Source organism: Streptomyces sp. NPDC026575 (genome assembly GCF_055567415.1).
The window spans coordinates 39,260-61,686 of the sequence record NZ_JBVHQM010000040.1; the positions used below are offsets into that span (position 1 = coordinate 39,260).

Below are 22,427 nucleotides of genomic sequence, written 5' to 3' on the forward strand. Positions count from 1 at the left end.
CTAGGGTGCGGGCATGACCATGATCGGTGCCCCAGGAACCCCAGGCACGCCAGGAATCCCGGGTGCCCCGGGCGCGCCACGCATCCCGGGGCCGGTATCCCTCGAACTCGACGGCCGCACCGCCCTCGTGACCGGCGCGGCCGGCGGCATCGGACGCGCCTGCGCGCTGCGGCTGGCGGCGGCCGGCGCCACGGTGCGCGCCGTCGACCGGGACGCGGCCGGCCTGGCCGGGCTTGCCGCGGCGCTCCCGGACGGCGCCCGCGGCGGTATCGAACCCCGCCCCCTGGACCTCACCGACCTGGACGCCGCCGAGCGGGCCGCGGCGGGCGTCGACCTGCTGGTCAACAACGCCGGTATGCAGCTCGTCCGCCCCATCGAGACCTTCCCGCCCGAGGTCTTCCACGAGGTGCTGACCGTCATGCTGGAGGCCCCCTTCCGGCTGCTGCGCGGCGCGCTGCCCCATATGTACGAGCAGGGCTGGGGCCGCGTCGTCAACATCTCCTCCGTGCACGGGCTGCGGGCCTCGCCCTTCAAGTCCGCCTACGTGGCCGCCAAGCACGGCCTGGAGGGCCTGTCGAAGACCGCCGCCCTGGAGGGCGCCCCGCACGGCGTCACCAGCAACTGCGTCAACCCCGGATACGTCCGCACCCCCCTCGTCGAGCGCCAGCTCGCCGACCAGGCCGCGGCACACGGCATCCCCGAGGAGCGCGTACTGGCCGACATCCTGCTCGCGGACGCAGCCCTCAAGCGGCTGCTCGAACCGGAGGAGGTCGCCGAGGCCGTCGCCTACCTCTGCACCCCGCAGGCGTCCTTCATGACGGGTACCTCGCTGGTCCTGGACGGCGGTTGGACGGCGCACTGAGCGCTCCGCTCCGCGCGCCTCGCGGCCGATGCGCGGGCGGCCGGACCCTGGCGCGCGGCGACGACCCGAAGGTATCCCTGTGACCATGCCCGACGACCAGCCGACGCCCGCGCCCGGCACCGACTCCGCCGACACCCCCGCCCACGACCGGGCCGAGGACTCCTCACCCGGCGACCTGGGCTTTCTCGGCCTGCTCGCCACCGGGGCCGCCGCCGAGGACTACGAGCGCCCGGTGCTGCGGGCCCGCGCCGAGGGCGCGCCCGCCGGCCGGCTCGCCGCACTGGAGCGGGCCAAGCTCCTCGCGCTGCGGGTACGGACCGAGTTGGAGGACCGCCGGCGGCGCGAGGCCGAGCTGTCCGCGCTCTACGCCACCGCGCACGACCTGGCCGGGCTGCGCGACCTGGACGCCGTACTGCGCGCCATCGTCCGCCGGGCCCGCTCCCTCCTGGGCACCGAGGTCGCCTACCTCACCCTCAACGACCCGTCGGCCGGCGACACCTATATGCGGGTCACCGACGGCTCGGTCTCCGCGCGGTTCCAGCAGCTGCGGCTCGGCATGGGCGAGGGCCTGGGAGGGCTCGTCGCGCAGACCGCCCGCCCGTACGTCACCGACAGCTACTTCCACGACGAGCGGTTCCGGCACACCCGGGCCATCGACTCCGGCGTCCGCGACGAGGGGCTGGTGGCGATCCTCGGGGTGCCGCTGATGCTCGGCAGCGGCGTCATCGGCGTGCTGTTCGCCGCCGACCGCCGAGAGCGGGTCTTCGAACCGGGCCAGATCGCGCTGCTGGCCGCCCACGCGGCGCACGCGGCCGTCGCCATCGACACCGCCAACCTCCTCGCCGAGACCCGTAAGGCGCTCACCGGCCTGGAGGCCGCCAACGAGATCATCCGCGACCGCAGCGCGGTCATCGAGCGGGCCTCGGGCATCCACGACCGGCTGACCGAACTGGTGCTGCGCGGCGGCGGGGTGCGGGACGTCGCGGACGCGGTGGCCGAAGTGCTGGACGGCGAGGTGGAGTTCATCGATCCCGAGCGGGCGCCGGCCGCCGCCCTGGACCGCTCCCGCGCCGACGGCCACGCCGTACGGGACGATGGGGGTACCTCCCGGTCGAGCGAAGCCGAGAGTGGGGGAGATTGGGTCGCCGCGGTGTGGGCGGGCGGCGAGGTACTGGGCGCCCTGGTCCTGCGCGGCCACCCGACGCTCGACCCCGTCGACCAGCGGACCCTGGAACGGGCCGCCATGGTCACCTCCCTGCTCCTGCTCGCCCGCCGGACCGCCGGCGAGGCCGAGGCGCGGGTGCGCGGCGAGCTGCTGGACGACCTCCTGGACGCCGCCGGGCGCGACCCCCGCCTGCTGCGCGAACGCGCCGCCCGCGTCGGCGCCGACCTCGACGCGCCCCATGTGGTCCTGGCGGCGCGGATGGCCGATGCGCCGGCGTCCGGCTGCGCGGACCCGCCGCACCCCGCCGGCGCCGACCGCCGGCGCCTGTGGTCGGCCGCCGCCCACCTGGCCGCCACCCGCCGCGGCCTGGCCGCCGTACGGGACGGCGGCGCCGTCCTGCTGCTGCCGCTCGGACCGGACGGCGATCCGGCGCACACCGCCCGCCGGATCGCCACCCGGCTCCGCGCCGCGCTGCACGCCCCCGTCACGGTCGGCGCCTCGGCCCCGGTGCCGGCCCCCGCCGCCCGGCCCGCGGCCGTCGCGGACGCCTACGCCGAGGCCCGGCGCTGCCGGGAGGCGCTGTGCGTGCTGGGCCGGGCCGGACAGGGCGCGGCCGCCGCCGACTTCGGCTTCCTCGGCCTGCTGCTCGCCGACACCCGCGATGTGGACGGCTTCGTCCACCGCACGCTCGGTACCGTCGCCGACTACGACGCCCGCCGCGGTACGGAGCTGCTGCGCACCCTGGGCGCCTACTTCGCCTGCGGGATGAGCCCGGCCCGCACCAAGGACGAGCTGCACGTCCATGTGAACACCGTCGCCCAGCGCCTGGAACGGGTCAGCCGGCTGCTGGGACCCGACTGGCAGACCCCGGCGCGCGCCCTGGAGATCCAGCTGGCGCTGCGGTTGCACCAGCTCTCGGGGGCCATGGCGCGCGATACGGAGGAGTAGCGGGAGGCGGCTCCGGGTGCGGGCCCGCATGGCCTGAGGCAGCGTGGACCCGGAGCTTTCGCTCCTTCCCCCGACACACAAGGAGTTGGATATGCCGGACAAAGGCGCCAGGGACAAGATGAAGGGCAAGGCCAAGGAGCGGGTCGGCCAGGCCAAGGAGAAGGCGGGCCAGGCCATTGACGACGAGCGGCTGAAGGCCGAGGGCCGCACCGACCAGGTCAAGGGCAAGGCCAGAAGCGCCATGGGGGAGGCCGAGGAGGCCATCCGGGGCGCGAAGGACTCCCTGCGGTCCAAGGGCGACACCAAGGGCGGCAGGTCCTGACGTCCGGCGGGGGCGTGGCGGGCCCGCTGCCCGTCTCCCGGAGCGTCCCACGGCCCGTCACGCCCCCGCCGCACATCAGCCCTTCGCCGCCTGCGCGGACCTGCTCGCCGCCCCCTCCACCGCCGCGAGATCCCGGTGACGGGTCTCCCGCGCCGCGCCCACCGCGATCAGCGTCAGCAGCGCGGCGCCGATGACGTACAGGGCGATCGGCGTCGGGCCGCCGAAGTCGGCGAGCAGCGCCGTGGCGATCAGCGGGGCGGGCGCCCCGGCCGCCACCGACGCGAACTGGGCGCCGATCGAGGCACCCGAATACCGCATCCGGGTCGCGAACATCTCCGCGAAGAACGCCGCCTGCGGCGCGTACATCGCACCGTGGAAGACCAGCCCGACGCTCACCGCGAGCAGCAGCGGCCCGAACCGCCCGGAGTCCACCAGCGCGAAGAAGGGAAACGCCCATACGGCGACGCCGGCCGCGCCCAGCAGATAGACCGGACGGCGCCCGATCCGGTCCGACAGCGCGCCCCAGGCGGGGATGACGGCGAAGTGCAGCGCCGAGGCGAGCAGCACCGCGTTCAGCGCGGTCTGCGGTCCTAGCCCGGTGTGCGCCGTCGCGTAGACCAGCACGAACGCCGTGACGACGTAGTACGAGATGTTCTCGGCCATCCGCGCGCCCATCGCGATCAGCACATCGCGCCAGTGGTGCCTCAGCACCGCGACCAGCGGCGTCCTCTCCACCGCCGCGCCCTGCGCCCGCCGGGCCTCGGCGCTGCGCAACGCCGCCTGGAAGACGGGCGATTCGTCCACCGACATCCGCATCCACAGTCCGACGACGACCAGCACGCCCGAGAGCAGGAACGGCACCCGCCACCCCCAGGCCACGAACGCCGCCTCCGGCAGCAGCGCCGTCATCAGCGACAGCACGCCGGTGGCCAGCAACTGCCCTGCGGGCGCGCCCGTTTGGGGCCAGGAAGCCCAGAACCCACGCCGCCGGGCGTCGCCGTGCTCCGACACCAGCAGCACCGCGCCGCCCCACTCACCGCCCAGCGCGAACCCCTGGACCAGCCGCAGCGCGGTCAGCAGCACCGGCGCCGCCGTGCCGACCGCGGCATGCGTCGGCAGCAGCCCGATCGCGAAGGTCGCACCGCCCATCATCACAAGGCTCAGCACCAGCAGCCGCTTACGGCCCAGCCGGTCCCCGTAGTGCCCGAAGACCAGCGCCCCAAGGGGCCGGGCGGCGAACCCGACCGCGTACGTCAGAAACGACAGCAAGGTCCCGACGAGGGGATCGGAGCCGGGGAAGAAGAGCTTGTTGAAGACCAGCGCGGCGGCCGATCCGTAGAGAAAGAAGTCGTACCACTCGACGGTGGTGCCGATGAGACTGGCGACGACGATGCGCCGCAGGTTCGCGGTCGGTGGGGGAGCGGTCGCAGAGACGGCCATGGGCACCACTTCCGGGCAGCGTGCAGGGGACGAACTCGTCTCGCCACACCGTAGAAACACGCAGGTCAGCGGAGTATGTGGAGCAGCGCCACAGTTGGGCTGCGGGGGGTGTGAGCGGGCACCACCTGTGGTGCTGGTGGGGTGCTGTGCCGGAGTGGTGCCGGCTGCCGCGCTGGTTCGGTGCCGGCTCGCCTCCTCGGCGCCACTGCGGGCACGCCACCAGCCGGACGCTGCCGAGTGCGGCAGGCGGTTCTGCGGACGGATCAGCACTGCGACCGGTAGGCGAGCTCCGGGATGTACGTGGCCCACTCGGTATCGCTCAGACCTCCCTGCGCGCGTCGGCACACCTCTGCGGCGATCCGCTCCGGATCGACCGGGTACGTCTGGAGGGGGACGTTCCGGCCGGCGACGAGCAGGGTCGTGCCGTCCGCGCCGAAGGCGAGGGCGCGAATCGGGTCGCCGGGAGTGGGCAGGGCTCCGCCCAGGGGACGGCTGGAGGCCGCGTCCCACAGCCGCACCGCGCCGGCCCTGTTCGCCGTCGCCAGGATGGTGCCGTCCGGCGAGTAGGCCAGGGCGGTGATGGTCGCGTCGTCGGGCGCGGCGGAGTCCAACGGGAGCACGGCGAGGCGGCGGGTGGCGTCGCGGTTCCAGACGGTGACCCGTCCGGTGACCTCGCCGACAGCGAGGTGTTCACCGTCACGGCTGTAGGTGAGGGCGGTGGGCGCTTCCAGAGTCAGGCTGCGCATCGCCGGACGGCCATTGGGAAGGGGGAAGTGGGCGCTGTAGGCGGTGGCGAGGAATCTGCCGTCGGGACGCACCGCCATCCCGCCGCGCGTGAAGAACGTCTTGCTGCGGCTCGTGAAGGAGCCCTCCGCCGCCCACTGCCGAAGGCGCTTGCCGCTCTTCAGGTCCCAGGTGTCCAGCTTGTCCGATCGATCGCGGTAGGCGAGGAGGGAGCGGCTGTCGGCGGTGAAGGCGATCTCGTCGACCGGCGCCGCGTCCTCCTCGGTGGTGAGGTCGAACGAGGTCGTGCGGGTGCGTCGTCGCACGTCCCACAGGGTGATCGAGCCCGGTCCCGCCGTCACGGCATCGTTTTCCTGAACGCCTGTGCCGTAGGCGAATCGCCGGCCGTCCGGACTGAAGGCCATCAGGGGCACGCACTCACGAGGCGGGTCTCCAGGGTCGCGCGCGAAGCGGCAGTCGTACGGCGGCAGGTCGACGACCGCTCCGCCGTCCCGCGTCGACCGCACCGTGAAGCGGGCCGTGCGACCCCGTCTCCTCATGGTGGCAACGGTGCTGCCGTCCGCACTGAACACAGCCGCCACACTGCCCTGTTGCCGCCAGCCGGGCGCGAACGAGCGGCCCGCCGACAGGGTCTGGACCGCTGCCGTCTCGAACCCCGCCAGGTAGCGGATCGCTCCGGATCGTGGATCGGCATGTATGGCGCTGACGTTCGGAGTTGCCAGCCGGTGGCGGAAGACGGGGCGGTCGGGGTCGGAGAGGCGCCACAGCACGATCTCCTGGGCGACGGCGGCGACCAGGAATCCGCCGTCGGGGCTGAAGGAGAAGGTCTGCAGTCCTGACCAGTGGAGGGCGGGAAGTTCACGCCGCGACGCCAGGTCCCATCTCCTGACTCCCGCGCCGTCGGCGACTACGAGGTGGCGGCTGGTCGGATCGAAGAGCACCTCTTCCTCAAGGGATTCCTCGGCGCGGCAGGCGGCCTGCCGGGCCGCTGCGGGGAGGGCCGGAAGCCGCCGGTGAGCCCTGATGTCCCAGATCTCCAGCGCCCCGGCCTCGGGGCAGAAGGCCACCAGTCGGTCGTCGGCGCTGACGGCCGACTGCCCCCGGTCGACGTCGGGCCGCAGGAATACGGTGCGCCGCCGCTGGATGTCCCACAGCCGGAGGCCCGGGTCGTGGAGAGCGAGGAGGCGTCCGCTCGGAGTGAAGAACCCTGTGCCCCCGTTCTCGAAGCGCCCTGCGCCCCCGTTCACGTGGATGCGCGGGCCGACCGGTCGTCCATCCGTCACCTGCCGCACCTCCAGCCGGCCGTCCGCGTCCACAAGCATCCGCCGTCCGTCCGGCGAAAGGTCGGCGAACCCGGCCCCCTCCAGGGAGAAGGAGCCGATGCGCCGATGTGTGACCACGTCCCAGGCCCGCGACCGTCCCTGGTCACTGATTCTGACCAGCGTCCGGCCGTCACCGCTGATCAGCCGGGCTTCGTCGTCTCCCGACCCCGGCACCGAGAACGACCCCTGCTCCCGCTGTGTCGCCGCCCCCAGCAGCGCCGCCCTGGCCTCTGTCGTGGGGCTGATGCGCCAGGCGGCGACACCGAGCTTCAGCGCCGTGACGGGGTCGGTGGCGGACATGTTCTGCGCGAGCGAGGCGATCCGCCGGGACGCGGCCTCCGATTGCCGCTGCCCGCCCGCACGGTTCTGCTGCCAGGCCACCGCACTCGCGATCAGGGACAGTACGACGAGCACGGCCAGGGAGGCCGCCAGGCCGCGACGGCGCTTGCGCTCACGGGTACGCGCGGTGCGACCGGCGGCCAGGAACGCGGCCTCCACCGCGGTGAGTTCGACCGCCGCCGCACCGGAGCCGAACATCTCCTCGGCCTCCGCCAGACGGACGCCCCGGTAGACGGATCCGGAATCCCTCCCCAGCTCCTCCCAGGTTCGCGCGTCCTGTCCGAGCCGGTCGTGCAGGAGCAGCCGCTCGCGGTCTTCGTCGAGCCAGCCGCGTAGCCGAGGCCAGGCGGTGATCAGCGCTTCGTGAGCGAGGTCGACGGTGTCCTCGTCGAGCGTGATCAGCCGTGCTCGTGCCAGGCGGTCCAGCACTGGGGCGGTCTCGCCGGCATCGACCCCTGGACTCCCCAGTGCGGAGCGGTCCACCGGGCGCCGCGTGTCCGGGGCGCCCCTCCCGGGAGTGATGAGCCGCAGCAGGATCCTCCGGGCGGCGACGCGCTGATCCGGCGAGAGTTCGGCGTACAGGTTCTCCGCGGTCTGGGCGATGGCGCCGTGCAGACCTCCGGCGGCCTCGTAGGCCCCCATCGTCAGTGTGCGGCCGCGCCGTCGGCGCCAGGTCTCCAGCAGGGCATGGGACAGCAGAGGAAGGCCGCCCGGCTCATCGGCCACCTCCGCGACGAGCCGGGTCGTCAACGCCCGTTCCACGATCAGGCCCCGTGCGGCAGCGGGCTTGATGACGGCTTCCCGCAGCTCTTCAGGCGTCATGGGGCCGATCGGCACACTGGCCCGGCGCAGCACCGAAACCAGCCCGGTGTGCTCCAGACAACTGCCGTAGAAGTCGGCCCTGATCCCCAGGACCACGCGCAGTCGGCTCTCCGGGGAGTCCGCCGTCAGCAGCAGGTCGATGAACTCGGCGCGCTCCCCGGCGTCCCGGCAGAGGGTGAAGACCTCCTCGAACTGGTCGACCACCAGCCAGGTGTCGCCGTTCCCGGCGACGGGCGCAAGCACCTCGCGGTGGGTGCGCATGGGGCGCTCCCCGGGCGTGAGGACACGCAGTGCCGCCGGGCGCAGGGCGGGATCCTGCGCCCACTGGAGGCGGGGGATCAGACCGGCACGCAACAGGGAGGATTTGCCGCTTCCGGAGGCCCCGACGAGGGCGACGCACCTGTGCCCGCGCAGGACCTCGCTCACCTCGTCCACGAGCCGCTTCCGGCCGAAGAAGCGCTCGTGGTCGGTCGGCTCGAAGCGCGCCAGACCCTGATAGGGCGCCGGTTCCGCCTCGTCCGGCCCCGGAGCGAGCCGCTCGACCTCCTCGCGGGCGGCCTCGTGCCAGCGCCGTTCCCACGAGGCGGGGTCACCACCGCACGCCGTCACATACGCCAGGACGACAGGGAGCGACGGCAGTTTCTCCCCTGCCGCTGCCTGCGACAGGGCGGTGATGGAGTACCGGGCGCGCTCCGCCATCACCCGGTACGACAGCCCGCCGGCCTCCTGCCGCAGTTTGCGCAGCTCGAACGCGAAGCACTGGACCGGTCCCGCGGCCGGATCCAACGGCTTTTCCCTGCGCCCCACCCGTCCCTCCCCCAGACGATCTACGTCTTCAACCTACGGACGACCAACGGCTGCGAACAGCGGCGTCTCGGCCAACCAGCCGCCGACTCGGGCCCCGGCCGCCGCGTCCACGGGATTGTTCAGGGCCCGGAACAGGGGTGATGAAAAATCCGCGAGCCGGTCTAGTCGTCCCCGGATGCCCCGACGGGCACCCATGACCGATCCTCAGAAGGAGAACCGTGCTTACTCGTAAGAAGCTCACGACGGCGCTCGTGTCCGGCTTCCTCGCCGCCGGCATCCTCGGCGGGGCTGCCGCGACCGCTACGGCCGTACCGGCGCAGGACCAGGTGACAGCGACTGTGGCCGCGAACCGCTGCGGCTGGCACAACGGGACGAAGTACGCCGAACTCGGTGACCGGGGAGACCACGTCAAGGAGATCCAGTGCCTGCTCTCCGTGTTCTTCGACATCTCCGTCGGTCCTGACGGAAGCGACGGAAAGTTCGGGCCGAACACCGACAAGGCCGTGAAGACCTTCCAGGGGCGCCACGGGCTGACCAGAGACGGCAAGGTCGGCGACAACACGTGGGCCAAGCTCCGCCACGCCTGATCCGTCAGGCAGCGGCCCGGGCCCGTGCGGCCCGGGCCGCATCCCCGACTCCGGCGTCCGGCCACGGCGTGTCCGGCGCCGAGCACGCACACCACAGAGGAACATTCGCGATGCGCAAGCTCCTGCTCCTCCTCGTAGCGGGCCTCGTGGCTCTCACCGCCTGCGACAGAGACGACCCAGCCCTGAAGACGCACGACAGGCTGCCTGCCTTCGCCTCTCACCCGCCGGCGGTTGCCGAGGTCAGGACCGTGAAGGTGCCCGCTCCCGTCTGCAAGAACCCCAAGACCGGCGAGCGGGTCGATTACGTGGTCTCCGAAGACCTCAAGGTGGTGGCCGCTGATCCCGACAGCGACACCCCCGCCGGCCGTCGGCTGTACGACCGACGCCGGATGCTCTACGAAGGTGCCTGCAGCGGCGCCGCACGGCTCGACCTCGAAGACTCCAAGGGCCGACCAGCCCACGCGGTCACCGTTCAGATCGACCCTGCGCACACCAAGGATCCGCACTTCCCGGCCCTCGAACTCCAGATCGAGGTCTACTGAACACCCTCCTGGCAACGTGCTGAGTCTGCCGCCACCCACACGCGGGGCCTTCTGGGAAGGCGGCATCCGGCCCCCGCCGGCCCCCGCCCGCCGTCATCGGACCCGGTCGACCTGCCGGTGGAGCAGATCGCGGCGCAAGCGGGTTTCGGCACCGCCGCCGCACTGCGCCGGCATCCGGCCGCCGCACTCGGCGTCTCCCCGACGGCCTACCGCAACACCTTCCGTACGCGGTCCCGGCCCGCGCGGGCGGGCTCGACGGCGCGCGCCCGATAGCGCGTGGGCGATGGCGGGCGCATGAGGCGGGTGCGGGATACTGCGGAGCACAACTGGCGGCAGGGGGAGGGTGGTTTTGCGACCGCTGGCGAAGAACGATCCGCGGCAGATCGGCCCGTTCCGGATCATCGGGGTGCTCGGTGGTGGCGGCATGGGGCGGGTCTACCTCGGCCGCGCGGCGGACGGGCGGACGGTGGCGGTGAAGACCGCGCGCTCCGAACTCGCCGACGACCAGGGCTTCCGGACGCGATTCGCCCGTGAGGTGGCCGCCGCCCGGCGGGTGGGCGGACCGTTCGTGGCGCCGGTGGTCGACGCCGCGCCGCAGGACGACACGCCCTGGATGGCGACCGACTATGTGCCCGGCGTCTCGCTGACCGCCGCGGTGCACGACTGCGGACCGCTGCCCGAGCACACCGTGCGGCTGCTGACGGCCGGACTGCTGCACGCCCTGACCGCGGTGCATGCGCACGGCCTGGTGCACCGCGACCTCAAGCCGTCGAACATCCTGCTCACCGCGGGCGGCCCCCGCGTCATCGACTTCGGCATCGCGCACTCCGCCGCGGACACCGCCCTGACGGCGACCGGCACCGCCCTGGGCACCCCGGGGTTCATGGCCCCCGAGCAGCTGGTCATGACGGGGTCCGAGATCACCGGCGCGGCGGATGTGTTCGCGCTCGGCGGGGTGATCGTCTTCGCGGCGACCGGCGGCGGCCCGTACGGGAGTGCCGAGCCCCAGATCCTCATGTACCGCACCGTGCACGAGGAGCCGCAGCTCGGCGAACTACCGGAGTTTCTCCGGGAGTTGGCGGCGGACTGCCTGGTGAAGGAGCCGGCGCGGCGGCCCGCGCTGCCGGCGCTCATGGCGCGGGTGGGCGCGCCGGGCCCGTACGGCGCCTGGCTGCCGGAGCCGATCGCCGCACAGCTGCACCGGCTGTCCGCGCGGCTCGGCGACCCCAGGGCCCGGGACGCCGTCGCACCGCGGCCGCAGGCCGAGCCGCCCGCCGGCGCCGCCTTCGACCGGCTGCCGACCCGTACGGCGGCCGACGGGCCGGCGCCCTTGCCGCCCGCCCGGCCGACGCACCCACTGGAGCGGCCCGCGTCCCCGGGGCCGAGCCGGCGCCGGGTGCTCACCGCGCTGTCCGCCGTCGGGGTGGTGGCCGGCGGCGGGGCGCTGGCCTGGACGCTGCGGGCGGACGGCGGGGACGGCGGCAGCCCCGGCACCAGCACCGGGGGCAAGCCCGGCAGCAGCCGGAAGCCGTCCGCCCAGTTGCCGGCGGAGATCCGCGGCAAGGGCATCGTCACCATCGGCTCGGACCTCGCCTACCCGCCGATGGAGTTCGTCGAGGACGGCACGGTCGCCGGCCTCGACGCCGATCTCGCAAGGGCCCTCGGCCGTGAGCTGGGGGTGCGCTGCACGTTCAAGAACGCCGCCTTCGACACCCTCCTCCCCGGTCTGCACGCGGGCCGCTTCGACCTGGTCATGTCGGCGCTGACCGACACCAAGGACCGCCAGCAGGGGACCGGGGCCGCCGCGAAGACCGGCGGCGTCGACATGATCGACTACTTCAGCTCCGGTGTCGCCGTCGTCGTCCGCAAGGGCAATCCTGAGGGCATCGAGAAGCCCGTGGACCTGGCCGGCAAGACGGTCGCCGTTCAGCGCGGCACGCTGGCTCATGACCTCCTGGGCGAGCTGAACCGGCAGGTCCCCGCGAAGCTGAGGATCAGGCCGTTCGACTCACCTGCCGAGATCTACGACGACGTCGCCGAGCGCCGCTCCTCGGCCTGCCTCGACGACTTCCCGGTCGCGGCCCACACCGCGGCGACCCGCTCGAACGGCGGCGCGCTCCAACTCAGCGGCGCACCGCTGGAGCCCTTTCCCCTCGGCATCGCGGTCGCCAAGGCCGACACCGCCCTGCGCGACGCCGTCCGGGCGGCCCTGGACCGCCTCATGGCGAGCGGCGAGTACCGGAAGATCCTCAAGAGGTGGTACGTCGAGGACGGCGCGATGGAGCGGGCGCTGATCAACGGCGGCCGGTAGCCGGGGCGTTACTGCCAGCTGGCGACGGAGACCGACTGCACGGAGCCGCCCGGCCGCAGTGCGCCGACCTGTACCGCGCAGTGCGGCGAGGAGTAGAAGGAGCGGGACCGGTCGCCGTTGTTGTAGATGGACTGCGCGGGCTGCACGGGCGTGGCCGCGCAGCCGCGTTGCGTGTCCGGCACAGCCTGCATCTCCCCGTGGAAGGCGGGCTCCGGCCAGAAGCAGACCGAGCCTCGTGGGCAGCCGTGCGGGTCCGACGCCGCGCCGGTCCCCGCGTGCGCGGGGACGGTGGCGGACAGGGCGAGGGCGGCAGCGGCGGCCAGGGAACCGAGTGCCGCGGTGACGTGCTGGAGGCGCATGGGATCTCCCGTGACAGTCGAAACGTGATCCGCACGGGGGGCGCCCACCTGGGCATGCGCCGGATGTGCGGGCGGGCTTGGCCTGGTCACACTCACCGGCCCGAGGGACCTTGACCAGGCCAAGGCCGTAGAGACGAGTGTGTGGCAACAGCCGGCGCCGCGTACGGCGTTCGAGTCGCTGTCACGCTTCCGGGCATCGTTGTACGAGTGTCCGCACGCGCGAGGCGACGCGTTGTTCGAACTGTGCGATGCGCTGTGGTGCCGAGGCGGGCGCGGCGGGCGTCGCGGTCCGGCCGCCCGGTCCGATGCTCAGCGCGGGGTGATGGCGATGCCTTCGGGCTCGTGCCCGGTGGGCAGGGTGAAGCGGAGCCGCCGGGCGAAGGGGTCGATGACCGAGACGGTGTCGGACTGCTCGTTGGTCACCCACACCCGCCGGCCGTCCGGGGTGACGGCGACCCCCTGCGGCTGCACGCCCACGTGGACGTGGCCGACGATGTGACGGGAGGGGATGTCGATGATCAGCAGGCAGTCCCGGGCCGAATCGGCGACGTACAGGTGCCTGCCGTCGGGGCTGACCGCGTTGCCGAGCGGTGCCCGGCCCGCCGGCAGCGTGGCGACCACCCTGTCGCCGTGCGGGTCGATGACCGACACCGTGCCGGAACCGGTGTTGGAGACGAACACCCGGTGGCCGGAGGGCGAGGAACTGATCCCGCTGGGGAAGTCGCCCACCGGGATCACCCGGATCGCATGCGCGCTGGGGTCGAGCACGGTCACCTCGCCGCCGCCGTTGTCGGTCACATAGCCGCGTCCGTCGGGAATCGTGGTGATGCTGTGCGGCAGCGGCCCCACGGGCACGTTGGCGATCACATGGCGGGCCCGTGCGTTGATGACCGAGACGGTGTCCGAGCCGAAGTTGGCCACCAGCACCCGGCGGCCGTCGCGGGACGGCATCGCCGCGAAGGGCCGGTGCCCCACCCGCACGGTGGCCATGACGAGCCGGGAGGCGGTGTTGATGAAGGAGACGGTGTTCGAGCGGCTGTTGGCGACATAGACCACTTCGCCGTCCGGCGCCGCACCCACGCCGGTGGGGCCGTGGCCCACCTGGACGTCGCCGACCCGGCGCTCCAGACGGGTGTCGTAGGCCGAGACGGTCGCCGAGCCGCTGTTGGCCACGTAGGCGCTGACGCGCACGGGGTAGCGGGCGGCCGTGTGCCGGGGCGGGGGGTTCGGTGGTGTGCCGGCCGCGGCCAGCACGCAGAGCAGCAGCACGGCGGTGGCCGAGATCCAGCAGAGGCGATGGCGTCGGGACGGCGGCGGAACGTTCGGATGGTGCCGGTCGGGGGCCTTTCCAGGCGGGGCGCCGGTCAGGGGGTAACGGTGCATGGCTCTCCTGGGTCATTTTTTTGGTGATCATTACGGCTCCACAAGATCAGGTATCCCGCGTGGCCGCCCTCGGCCGTGCTCCGGGCGGGTGAAGTGCCGCCCGCTCGTTGCGCGGTCCACGTGGTGCGCCGTCGCCCGGTCGGCCGAGCCGATCGATCCGCCTCGGCCCCGCCCCCGTCCCCGTTCCCGCCTCCGGCCGTCCGCCGGGCGGCATGCGCCGGGCCGCTCGCACGGTGCCCGCCGCACCTGCCGAGCCGGCCGACCGTCATACTGCGTGCGTTCTCACCGACACCCGAAGGGAACCGCACACCGTGCCCTCTCCTGCCGAACTCACCCTCACGCGCACCTCGGTGGCGATCGTCGGCGCCGGTCCCGCCGGACTCGTCGTGGCGAATCTGCTGCGCGCCGCCGGTGTGGACTGCGTGCTACTGGAGGCGGAGAGCCGGGAGTTCATCGAGCGACGGCCGCGTGCCGGGTTCATCGAGGAGTGGGCGGTGCGCGCACTGGCCCGGCACGGGCTGGCCGACCGGCTGCTCGAACGGGCCGAGACCCAGGCGGAGTTCGAGTTCCGGTTCGACGGCGAGCGGCACACGGTCCGCACCGCGGAGCTCTCGGGGCGGCGGCACTTCGTCTACCCGCAGCCGCTGCTGGTCACCGACCTGGTCGCGGCGTACGTGGACACCGCCGGCGGCGACGCCCGCTTCGGCGTACGCGAGGTGCGGCTGCACGATCTGACCGGCGACCGGCCCGCCGTGTCGTACACCGATCCGGCGCCCGGCACCGGGTCGAGTGCGACCACATAGCGGGCTGCGACGGCGCCCGCGGGGTGACCCGGGCCGCGATACCCGCCGACCGGGCGGTGCTGACCCGCTACGACCACGGCGTCGCCTGGCTCGCCCTGCTCGCCGAGGCCCCGCCCTCCGCCCAGGGGGTGGTCTTCGGCATCCACGAGCGCGGCTTCGGCGCGCATATGGCCCGCAGCCCCCAGATCACCCGCTACTACCTCCAGGTCGCCCCCGGCGAGGACGTCCGCAACTGGCCGCACGAGCGGGTGTGGGACGAGCTGCGGCTGCGCCTGGCCGCGTCCGGGGCCCCGCCGCTGAACGAGGGCCCCCTGCTCGAAAGGGTGGTTCTGGACATGCACAACTATGTACTGGAGCCGATGGCGTACGGCCGCCTGTACCTGGCGGGCGACTCGGCGCACCTGGTCGCCCCGATCGCCGCGAAGGGCATGAACCTCGCGATCAACGACGCGCTGCTGCTCGCCGACGCGCTGATCGCGCACCGCGGGGGCGACGACAGCGGCCTCGACGCCTACTCCACGACGTGTCTGCGCCGGGTCTGGCAGTACCTGGAGTTCTCGCAGTGGCTGTCCGAGACGCTGCACGGCGCCTCCTGCGGCGACCGGTTCCGGGCGGGCACCGCGTCGGCCCGGCTGCGCCGGCTGCTGGGCTCGAAGTCCGCGGCGAAGGCGTTCGCCGGGCTGTACATCGGCGAGGAGGCCGATCTGTAAGACGGGGCGGGACGCCGCCGAGAGGTGGTAGAACCTTCGCGAAACCTAGTGTTGAGGTACGGAGAAGGGAGACGTCATGTCCTCGAAGCGCCGTCGCAAGAAGAGGGCCCGCCGCAAGGGCGGAGCCAACCACGGCAAGCGGCCGCAGTGCTGATCTGAGGACCGCACCCGGTCCCCGGCCCAAGGGGCACCCCGCGTGCCCCTTGGGTATGGCCCTGTATGACCCGGTTGACGGCGGATGGACCCCGGTGTCCTATCATCGATCGATGATCTTCATCGTCGTCAAGTTTCCCGTAAAGCCCGAGCACGCCGAAGAGTGGCCCCGGCACGTCGAAGCCTTCACCGCCGCCACCCGCGCCGAACCGGGCAACATGTGGTTCGAGTGGTCCCGCAGCATCGAGGACCCGCACACCTACGTCCTGGTCGAGGCGTTCAAGGACGACGCCGCCGAGGCGCACGTCAACTCCGACCACTTCCGCGCCGGTCTGGAGACCATGCGCCCCCTGCTGCGGCGCACGCCCGACATCGTGAGCACCACCATCGAGGGTGCGGACGGCTGGAGCGCGATGGGCGAGATCACCATCGACTGAGGGGCGGCCCTCAGCCGACCAGGTGGCCGACGAACCAGTCCCTGGCGAGAGCGGCGACCTGGTCGAGGGCGCCGTGCTCCTCGAAGAGGTGGGTGGCGCCGGGAATGATCTCCAGCTGGGTCTCGCAGCGCAGCGCCGCCTCGGCCTCGCGGTTGAGATCGAGGACCAGGGGGTCGTTGCCGCCCACGATGAGCAGCGTCGGGGCCCGTACGCCGGCGAGCAGCGGCCCGGCGAGGTCGGGGCGGCCGCCGCGGGAGACCACGGCGCCGATGTCCGCGCTGGGGGAGGCGGCGGCCCGCAGCGCCGCCGCGGCGCCGGTGCTCGCACCGAAGTAGCCGATCGGCACGTCGGCCCGGCCGCGCAGCCAGTCGGTGGCGTCGGTCAGCCGCTCGGCCAGCGTCTCGATGTCGAAGACGTTCGCCCGGTTGGCCTCCTCCGCCTGTGTGAGCAGGTCGAAGAGCAGGGTCCCCAGGCCCGCCCGGTTCAGGGCGGTGGCGACCAGGCGGTTGCGCGGGCTGTGCCGGCTGCTGCCCGAGCCGTGGGCGAACATCACGATCGCCTTGGCGCCGGCGGGCAGGTTGAGGTCACCGGTCAGCCGGACGCCGGCGGCGTCGATCGCCACCTCCTCTTCCACGTCCGAGCCGCCTCCCGCATCCACCAGCGGATCGCCGTCCGCGGCCGCGCCCTCCCCCTGCGCGGCCCGCTCCAGCAGGGACACCACCTCGTCGTCGGGGGTCTGGGAGAAGTCCTGGTACCACTCGCCGACGGCGGCGAAGCCGAACGGGGTGGACAGGCAGACGAGTTCATCGGCCTTGCTCCGGAGCCGATCGGCCGCGTCCGGAGGCGCCACCGGTACGGCCAGCACCACACGGGTCGCGCCCTGCGCCCGTACCACCTCGCACGCGGCGGCCGCCGTGGCGCCGGTGGCGATCCCGTCGTCCACCACGATCGCCGTCCGCCCCTCCAGGTGCAGCCGGGGCCGCCCGGCGCGGAACCGGTGCGCCTGCCGTAGGAGTTCCGCCTCCTCGGCCTTCTCCACGGAGTCCACATCCGACTGATCGAGCCGGCCGCGGCGGACGATATCGTCGCTGATCACCCGTACGCCGCCCTCCCCGATGGCGCCGAATCCCAGCTCTCGCTGGTAGGGGACCCCCAGCTTGCGGACCACGATCACATCGAGCGGCGCCTTGAGCGCCCGCGCCACCTGGAAGGCCACCGGGACCCCGCCGCGGGGCAGGCCCAGGACGACGGGCTCCTCCCCTTCCAGGTGCCGTAGCGCTTCGGCGAGGCGCTGCCCCGCATCCGTACGGTCGGTGAACAGCACAGTGTGCACCCCCTGCCCAGGGGAGACGGAAGCCACGTCCACACCTCACCTCCGAACTACCTCAGATGCCGGTGCTCCGCAAGTCGGGCGGCCGGTGGGGTGCGCCCGTACGTCCGGGCGGGCGGGGCGTGGTTACCGTCGGCGTATGGCAGGAATCGGAGCGGTTCTGATCGACATCGACGGCGTGCTCACGGTGTCCTGGAAGGCGCTGCCCGGCGCCGTCGAAGCCATGGACCGGCTGCGCGCCGCGGGCGTCCCGCTGGCCCTGGTCACCAACACCACCTCGCGCACCCGCGCCGAGATCGCCCGGCGACTGGCCGGGGAGGGCTTCGCGGTCGACGCCGACGACATCCTCACCGCCCCCGCCGTGACCGCCGCCTACCTGCGCGCACACCATCCCGGCGCGCGCTGTCTGCTGCTGAGCAGCGGCGAGGTCCAGGACGACCTGGAGGGCGTGGAGATCTGGTCGGGCAGCGGTGCCGGGGCGGATCGGGACGGACCGGATGTGGTGGTGCTCGGCGGGGCGGGCGAGGAGTTCGACTACCCGGCGCTCAACGCCGTCTTCGGGTATCTGCAGCGCGGTGCCCGGCTGGTCGCCATGCACCGGAACCTGTACTGGCGGACGGCGGGCGGACTCGACCTCGACACGGGGGCGTTTCTGCCGGGACTGGAGCGGGCCGCCGGGGTCGAGGCGGTGGTCACCGGCAAACCGGCCGCGGAGTTCTTCGCCGCCGCGCTGGCGCACCTCGGCGCCCCCGCCTCGGCGGCGCTGATGGTGGGCGACGACATCGAGTCCGATGTGCTGGCGGCCCAGCGCTGCGGGATCACCGGCGTCCTGGTCAGGACCGGTAAGTATCTGCCGGAGACGCACCGGGCCGCCCGCGGCGCCCCGGACCATGTGCTCGACTCGTTCGCCGATCTGCCGGATCTGCCCGGGCTGCTCGGACGATGACCGCGGGGACCGCCTGCCCGGAACGGTGACCGCATGGCTCGGACGGCGAACGTACGGTGACGGGCTCCCCGGTGGCTACGGGGTGCCGGGTGCGGTGAGCAGCGCCGCGATGTCCGCGGCCTGCCAGCGGCCGGACGCTCCCGGGCAGCCCGCCAGATACGCGGCGGTCCGGAGCGGGCTCCACTCGTGGGAGTCGATGATGCCGGCGGCGATGTGCTTGAGGTAGGCCGCGGAGGGCGGATTGAGGTGCACGGAGATGTCGTCGCTGCTCCACGGGGCCGTGAAGGTCAGCACCGGCAGCCCGTCCAGTGTTCCGGCGCACACCAGGGTCTCGTAGCGGCCGGGGCCGATCCGGGCCCGGCCATGGGCGAGGACATCGGTCAGATCCAGCTCGTCGCCCGGCTCGCGGGCCATCTCCTGGGCGGCGATATCGGAGAACTGAGAGGCCGTCAGCAGATAGGCCCGGCCCGGGAGTTCGGCGGGATCCTGCCGATCCGGTGCGTAGTCGGGGTCGTAGAAGGCCCGGCCTCCGGTCCACACCGGCGATTCGGTGGCGAAGTACATCCGGCCGGGCAGCAGGACCGGCGCGCTGTGCGCGGGCGGGCGGGGGTCCCGGCAGCCGGGGTGGCTGCGCAGCCCGCCGGGGGGCCGGCCGCCGACGAGGTAGTACGTCAGCCGGTCGAGGTGCATGTTGGAGCCGTACGCGGCGTACCAGAGCCGATCGCCGGGGTGCGGGCCGTCGGTGGCTTCCGGGGTGGGAGGCAGGGATGCGGGGCGTCGGGGCCGGATCACAGCCTCACGTTACGCGGCCGCGCCGGGCCCGCCGGGCAGCCGCTCCGCGGTCGAGCGCATCTGGGCCGCAGCCCGGCCCGCACCGGACGCGGTCCGGGCGGGCGGGGACGGCACCGCGGAGGCACCATGGCCCTATGCTGCTGGCCGCGCTCGCGCGGGTGTCGGGAGCGGTCGCCGCGACCTCGGCGCGCTCGCGGAAGATCGCGCTGCTGGCCGGGCTGTTCCGGGCCGCCGCCCCCGAGGACGCCCCCGTGGTCATCCCGTATCTGGCCGGGCGGCTGCCCCAGGGGAGGATCGGCGTCGGCTGGAGCGTGCTGCGCGAGCCGGTCCCGGCAGCGGCCGCCGCCACGCTGACGGTGGGCGAGGTGGACGCGGCGCTGACCGGCCTGGCGCGGGTCTCGGGGGCCGGGGCGCAGCAGGAGCGGCGCAGCCGGGTCCGGGCTCTGCTGGCCGCGGCGACCGCCGAGGAGCAGCGGTTCCTGGTGGGACTGCTCACCGGCGAGGTGCGCCAGGGCGCGCTGGACGCCCTCGCGGTCGAAGGGCTCGCCGCGGCGAGCGAGGTGCCCGCGGCGGACGTACGCCGGGCCGTGATGCTGGCGGGATCGCTGCCGGAGGTCGCGGCGGCGCTGCTCGACGAGGGGGCACCGGCGCTCGCGCGGTTCCGCCTCACCGTCGGCCGGCCCGTCGGGCCGATGCTGGCGCACAGCGCCAAGTCGGTGGCCGAGGCCGTCGACCGGCTCGGCGCCTGCGCCGTGGAGGAGAAGCTCGACGGCATCCGCGTACAGGTGCACCGGGACGGGCCGGACGTCCGGATCCACACCCGCACGCTGGACGAGGTCACCGCCCGGCTGCCCGAGGTCGTCGCCGTCGCCCGGGCACTGCCGGCCGAGCGGTTCATCCTGGACGGCGAGGTGATCGCCCTGGACGACGCGGGCCGGCCGGTGCCGTTCCAGCGGGTCGCGGGCCGCTTCGGTTCACGGGTCGATGTCGCCGCCGCCCAGGCCGCGCTGCCGCTGTCCCCGGTCTTCTTCGACGTGCTGTCGCTCGACGACCGCGATCTGCTGGAACTGCCCGGCGCGCAGCGGCACCGCGAGCTGGCCGGGCTGGTCCCCGAGCGGGTGCGGGTGCGCCGCTGCGTGGTGGCGGACCCGGCCGACGCGGCGGCGCGGGCGGCGGCCGAGGAGTTCTGGGCCGAGACGCTGCGCCGGGGCCATGAGGGCGTGGTGGTCAAGGCGCTCGACGCCCCGTACAGCGCCGGCCGCCGGGGCGCCGCATGGCTGAAGGTGAAGCCGGTGCACACCCTCGACCTGGTGGTGCTGGCGGCGGAGTGGGGGCACGGCCGGCGCACCGGGAAGCTGTCCAACCTCCACCTCGGCGCGCGCGGGCCGGACGGTGGATTCGTCATGCTGGGCAAGACCTTCAAGGGCCTCACCGACGCCACCCTCGACTGGCAGACCGAGCGGCTGCGGGCGCTCGCGGTGGCCGACGACGGCCATGTCGTGACGGTGCGTCCGGAACTCGTCGTGGAGATCGCCTACGACGGGCTGCAGACCTCGTCGCGCTACCCGGCGGGTGTCACCCTGCGCTTCGCGCGGGTGCTGCGCTATCGGGAGGACAAGACGGCGGCGGAGGCGGACACGGTGCGGATGGTGCTCGCCGCGCACGATGCCGCCGGGGGAGCGTAGGGCGTGGCGGGCCGGCGGAGCGCCGGGCTGCTGCTGTACCGCGGCGGCGCGGACGGCACCGAGGTCCTGCTGGCGCACATGGGCGGTCCGCTGTGGGCGCGGCGGGACGCCGGCGCCTGGTCGGTGCCCAAGGGGGAGTACGTCCCTCCGGAGGAGCCGCTGGACGCGGCGCGGCGGGAGTTCGAGGAGGAGCTGGGGATGCCGCCGCCCGACGGGCGGTACGTGCCCCTGGGGGACGTCCGCCAGTCGGGCGGCAAGGTGGTGACCGTCTGGGCCGTCCATGGCGAGCTCGATCCCGAGCGGATCGTGCCCGGCACCTTCGACATGGAGTGGCCGCGCGGCTCCGGGGTCGTCCGCAGCTTTCCCGAGATCGACCGGGTGGCGTGGTTCCGGCCGGAGGAGGCCGGGGAACGGCTGGTCAAGGGCCAGCGGGTGTTCCTGGAGCGGTTGGCGGAGCGGCTCTCGGCCGAGGAAACGGACCGGTGACGGCCGTGGCGCCGCCCGGCCGCGGCGCCCGACGGCCCCCGGGCACCGTTACGGCAGCACCTGGATCTTCCGCCCTTCGCCCGCCTGGAACCGGCCCAGCCCCTGCGCGTACTGGTCCAGCGGCAGCCGGTCGCTGATGAAGACCTCCGGATCGAGGACGCCGGCGGCGAATAGCCCGGCGGCGCGTTCATAGCTGTGCAGGACGGCCATCGAGCCGGTGATGGTGATCTCCTGGTTGTAGATGCGGTACGGCTCGATGGTGGCGCGCGCGGCGTAGTCGGCGACGCCGAACTGGAGGAAGGTGCCGCCTCTGCCGACCCGGCCCAGCGCGTCCTGGATGGCGCGCTCGTTGCCGGTGGCGTCGATGACCACGTCCCAGCCGCGCGGGCGGTCCAGCTCGTCGGCGGAGCCGGCCGCGTTGCTGCAGCCCAGCGTGCGGGCGGTGGCCAGCCGCTCGGGGTTGATGTCGACGACGTCGACGCCGGCCGCGCCGGTGCGCTTGGCCAGCTCCAGCATCATCAGGCCCATCGTGCCCGAGCCGTAGATCAGGACCTGGCTGCCCAACTGCTGGGAGCGCAGGATGTCGTAGCCGCGCACGGCGCAGGAGAGCGGCTCTATCAGGGCCGCGTCCTCGGTGCGTACGTGGTCGGGCAGTCTGACGCAGTTCGCCACGGGAGCGACGGCGAACTCCGCGGCGCCGCCTGCCGTGGTCACCCCGATCGCGGCCCAGCGCTCACAGAGGTTGTTGCGGCCGATGCGGCAGTAGTGGCATTCGTGGCAGTAGAGGGAGGGATCGACGGCCACCCGGTCGCCCTCGGCGAGTTCGGTGACGGCACGCCCGGTGGCGACGACCGTACCGGCGAACTCGTGCCCGGGAACCACCGGCAGGGTGGGCGCGAACTCGCCCTGGAGGATGTGCAGATCGGTGCCGCACAGCCCGCAGGCGGCGACCGAGACCACGACCTCGCGCGGGCCGGGGGAGGGGTCCGGCACGGAGGCGATCTCGACCTTGCCGGGGGCGCTGATCACGGCTGCTTTCATTTCACGGCTCCGAGGGAGAGGCCCTGGACGAGTTTGTCCTGGGCGGCGAATCCGGCGAGGAGTACGGGGAGGGAGATGACGGTGGCGGCGG

At 73.5% G+C, this 22,427-nt stretch carries 19 protein-coding genes and 2 pseudogenes; 13 read left to right on the top strand and 8 right to left on the bottom strand.

Translation table 11 applies throughout. From position 1 onward, the window contains the following. Positions 1-13: 13 nt before the first annotated feature. The 3 genes from ACZ4NB_RS35785 (at position 14) to ACZ4NB_RS35795 (ending at position 3,297) form a co-directional block, all read left to right on the top strand. Entirely contained in the window at positions 14-862 is an 849-nt protein-coding gene (locus ACZ4NB_RS35785) for a 3-hydroxybutyrate dehydrogenase (RefSeq protein WP_467667217.1), read from the top strand. Between the two features lie 85 nt (positions 863-947). Then, on the top strand, positions 948-2,975 hold the full coding sequence (locus ACZ4NB_RS35790) for a helix-turn-helix domain-containing protein (protein ID WP_467667218.1): 2,028 nt from the start codon (positions 948-950) through the stop codon (positions 2,973-2,975). 91 nt (positions 2,976-3,066) lie between these two features. After that, positions 3,067-3,297 (top strand): CsbD family protein, encoded by a 231-nt coding sequence (locus ACZ4NB_RS35795; protein WP_467667219.1) that lies wholly within the window; start codon positions 3,067-3,069, stop codon positions 3,295-3,297. Between the two features lie 75 nt (positions 3,298-3,372). Here the strand turns inward: ACZ4NB_RS35795 and ACZ4NB_RS35800 are convergent, their stop codons facing one another. Both ACZ4NB_RS35800 and ACZ4NB_RS35805 read right to left on the bottom strand, forming a co-directional pair. Beyond that, positions 3,373-4,737: an MFS transporter gene (locus tag ACZ4NB_RS35800; protein ID WP_467667220.1), complete on the bottom strand. Its 1,365-nt coding sequence runs from the start codon at positions 4,735-4,737 to the stop codon at positions 3,373-3,375. A 263-nt stretch (positions 4,738-5,000) separates the two neighbouring features. Next, complete coding sequence (locus ACZ4NB_RS35805; protein WP_467667221.1) at positions 5,001-8,771, bottom strand: nSTAND1 domain-containing NTPase; 3,771 nt, start codon at positions 8,769-8,771, stop codon at positions 5,001-5,003. Between the two features lie 218 nt (positions 8,772-8,989). Here ACZ4NB_RS35805 and ACZ4NB_RS35810 point away from each other — a divergent pair, with 218 nt between their 5' ends. The 4 genes from ACZ4NB_RS35810 to ACZ4NB_RS35825 all read left to right on the top strand — a co-directional run bounded on the left by ACZ4NB_RS35810 (position 8,990) and on the right by ACZ4NB_RS35825 (position 12,211). Continuing rightward, positions 8,990-9,358, top strand: a complete 369-nt coding sequence (locus ACZ4NB_RS35810) for a peptidoglycan-binding domain-containing protein (RefSeq protein ID WP_467667222.1) — start codon at positions 8,990-8,992, stop codon at positions 9,356-9,358. A gap of 110 nt (positions 9,359-9,468) precedes the next feature. Continuing rightward, entirely contained in the window at positions 9,469-9,900 is a 432-nt protein-coding gene (locus ACZ4NB_RS35815) for a hypothetical protein (protein WP_467667223.1), read from the top strand. A gap of 117 nt (positions 9,901-10,017) precedes the next feature. Continuing rightward, positions 10,018-10,173, top strand: coding sequence for a hypothetical protein (locus ACZ4NB_RS35820; protein WP_467667224.1), 156 nt, complete (start codon positions 10,018-10,020; stop codon positions 10,171-10,173). Between the two features lie 76 nt (positions 10,174-10,249). After that, entirely contained in the window at positions 10,250-12,211 is a 1,962-nt protein-coding gene (locus ACZ4NB_RS35825) for a bifunctional serine/threonine-protein kinase/transporter substrate-binding domain-containing protein (protein ID WP_467667225.1), read from the top strand. A gap of 8 nt (positions 12,212-12,219) precedes the next feature. Here the strand turns inward: ACZ4NB_RS35825 and ACZ4NB_RS35830 are convergent, their stop codons facing one another. Both ACZ4NB_RS35830 and ACZ4NB_RS35835 read right to left on the bottom strand, forming a co-directional pair. Continuing rightward, the gene (locus tag ACZ4NB_RS35830; protein WP_467667226.1) at positions 12,220-12,570 is read right to left on the bottom strand and encodes a peptidase inhibitor family I36 protein; all 351 of its coding nucleotides are present in this window, start codon (positions 12,568-12,570) and stop codon (positions 12,220-12,222) included. A 309-nt stretch (positions 12,571-12,879) separates the two neighbouring features. Then, positions 12,880-13,953, bottom strand: coding sequence for a YncE family protein (locus ACZ4NB_RS35835; protein WP_467667227.1), 1,074 nt, complete (start codon positions 13,951-13,953; stop codon positions 12,880-12,882). Positions 13,954-14,165: 212 nt separating this feature from the next. Here ACZ4NB_RS35835 and ACZ4NB_RS35840 point away from each other — a divergent pair. The 3 genes and pseudogenes from ACZ4NB_RS35840 to ACZ4NB_RS35850 all read left to right on the top strand — a co-directional run bounded on the left by ACZ4NB_RS35840 (position 14,166) and on the right by ACZ4NB_RS35850 (position 16,056). Continuing rightward, positions 14,166-15,466 (top strand): annotated as a pseudogene (locus ACZ4NB_RS35840) (4-hydroxybenzoate 3-monooxygenase). A gap of 76 nt (positions 15,467-15,542) precedes the next feature. Continuing rightward, positions 15,543-15,620, top strand: coding sequence for a 50S ribosomal protein bL37 (locus ACZ4NB_RS35845; RefSeq protein ID WP_384428599.1), 78 nt, complete (start codon positions 15,543-15,545; stop codon positions 15,618-15,620). Between the two features lie 112 nt (positions 15,621-15,732). After that, positions 15,733-16,056 carry a putative quinol monooxygenase gene (locus ACZ4NB_RS35850; RefSeq protein WP_407285716.1) on the top strand — a complete coding sequence of 108 codons (324 nt, stop codon included), beginning with the start codon at positions 15,733-15,735 and terminating at the stop codon, positions 16,054-16,056. Between the two features lie 10 nt (positions 16,057-16,066). On the opposite strand, the gene ACZ4NB_RS35855 is transcribed toward ACZ4NB_RS35850, so the two are convergent. Then, a complete protein-coding gene (locus tag ACZ4NB_RS35855; RefSeq protein WP_467667236.1) occupies positions 16,067-17,380 on the bottom strand; it encodes a phosphoribosyltransferase family protein in 1,314 nt (437 codons plus the stop codon). Positions 17,381-17,474: 94 nt separating this feature from the next. Here ACZ4NB_RS35855 and ACZ4NB_RS35860 point away from each other — a divergent pair, with 94 nt between their 5' ends. Next, entirely contained in the window at positions 17,475-18,332 is an 858-nt protein-coding gene (locus ACZ4NB_RS35860) for an HAD-IIA family hydrolase (RefSeq protein WP_467667228.1), read from the top strand. 75 nt (positions 18,333-18,407) lie between these two features. On the opposite strand, the gene ACZ4NB_RS35865 is transcribed toward ACZ4NB_RS35860, so the two are convergent. After that, on the bottom strand, positions 18,408-19,124 hold the full coding sequence (locus tag ACZ4NB_RS35865; RefSeq protein ID WP_467667229.1) for a histone deacetylase: 717 nt from the start codon (positions 19,122-19,124) through the stop codon (positions 18,408-18,410). A 134-nt stretch (positions 19,125-19,258) separates the two neighbouring features. Between ACZ4NB_RS35865 and ACZ4NB_RS35870 the strand changes: the two genes are divergently transcribed. Next, positions 19,259-20,809 carry an ATP-dependent DNA ligase gene (locus ACZ4NB_RS35870; RefSeq protein WP_467667230.1) on the top strand — a complete coding sequence of 517 codons (1,551 nt, stop codon included), beginning with the start codon at positions 19,259-19,261 and terminating at the stop codon, positions 20,807-20,809. Positions 20,810-20,812: 3 nt separating this feature from the next. Next, the gene (locus ACZ4NB_RS35875; protein WP_467667231.1) at positions 20,813-21,295 is read left to right on the top strand and encodes an NUDIX hydrolase; all 483 of its coding nucleotides are present in this window, start codon (positions 20,813-20,815) and stop codon (positions 21,293-21,295) included. A gap of 48 nt (positions 21,296-21,343) precedes the next feature. On the opposite strand, the gene ACZ4NB_RS35880 is transcribed toward ACZ4NB_RS35875, so the two are convergent. Continuing rightward, on the bottom strand, positions 21,344-22,336 hold the full coding sequence (locus tag ACZ4NB_RS35880) for a zinc-dependent alcohol dehydrogenase family protein (protein WP_467667232.1): 993 nt from the start codon (positions 22,334-22,336) through the stop codon (positions 21,344-21,346). After that, a pseudogene (locus ACZ4NB_RS35885) lies at positions 22,333-22,427 on the bottom strand (carbohydrate ABC transporter permease); the annotation flags it as partial. The pseudogene ACZ4NB_RS35885 and the gene ACZ4NB_RS35880, both read right to left, overlap by 4 nt.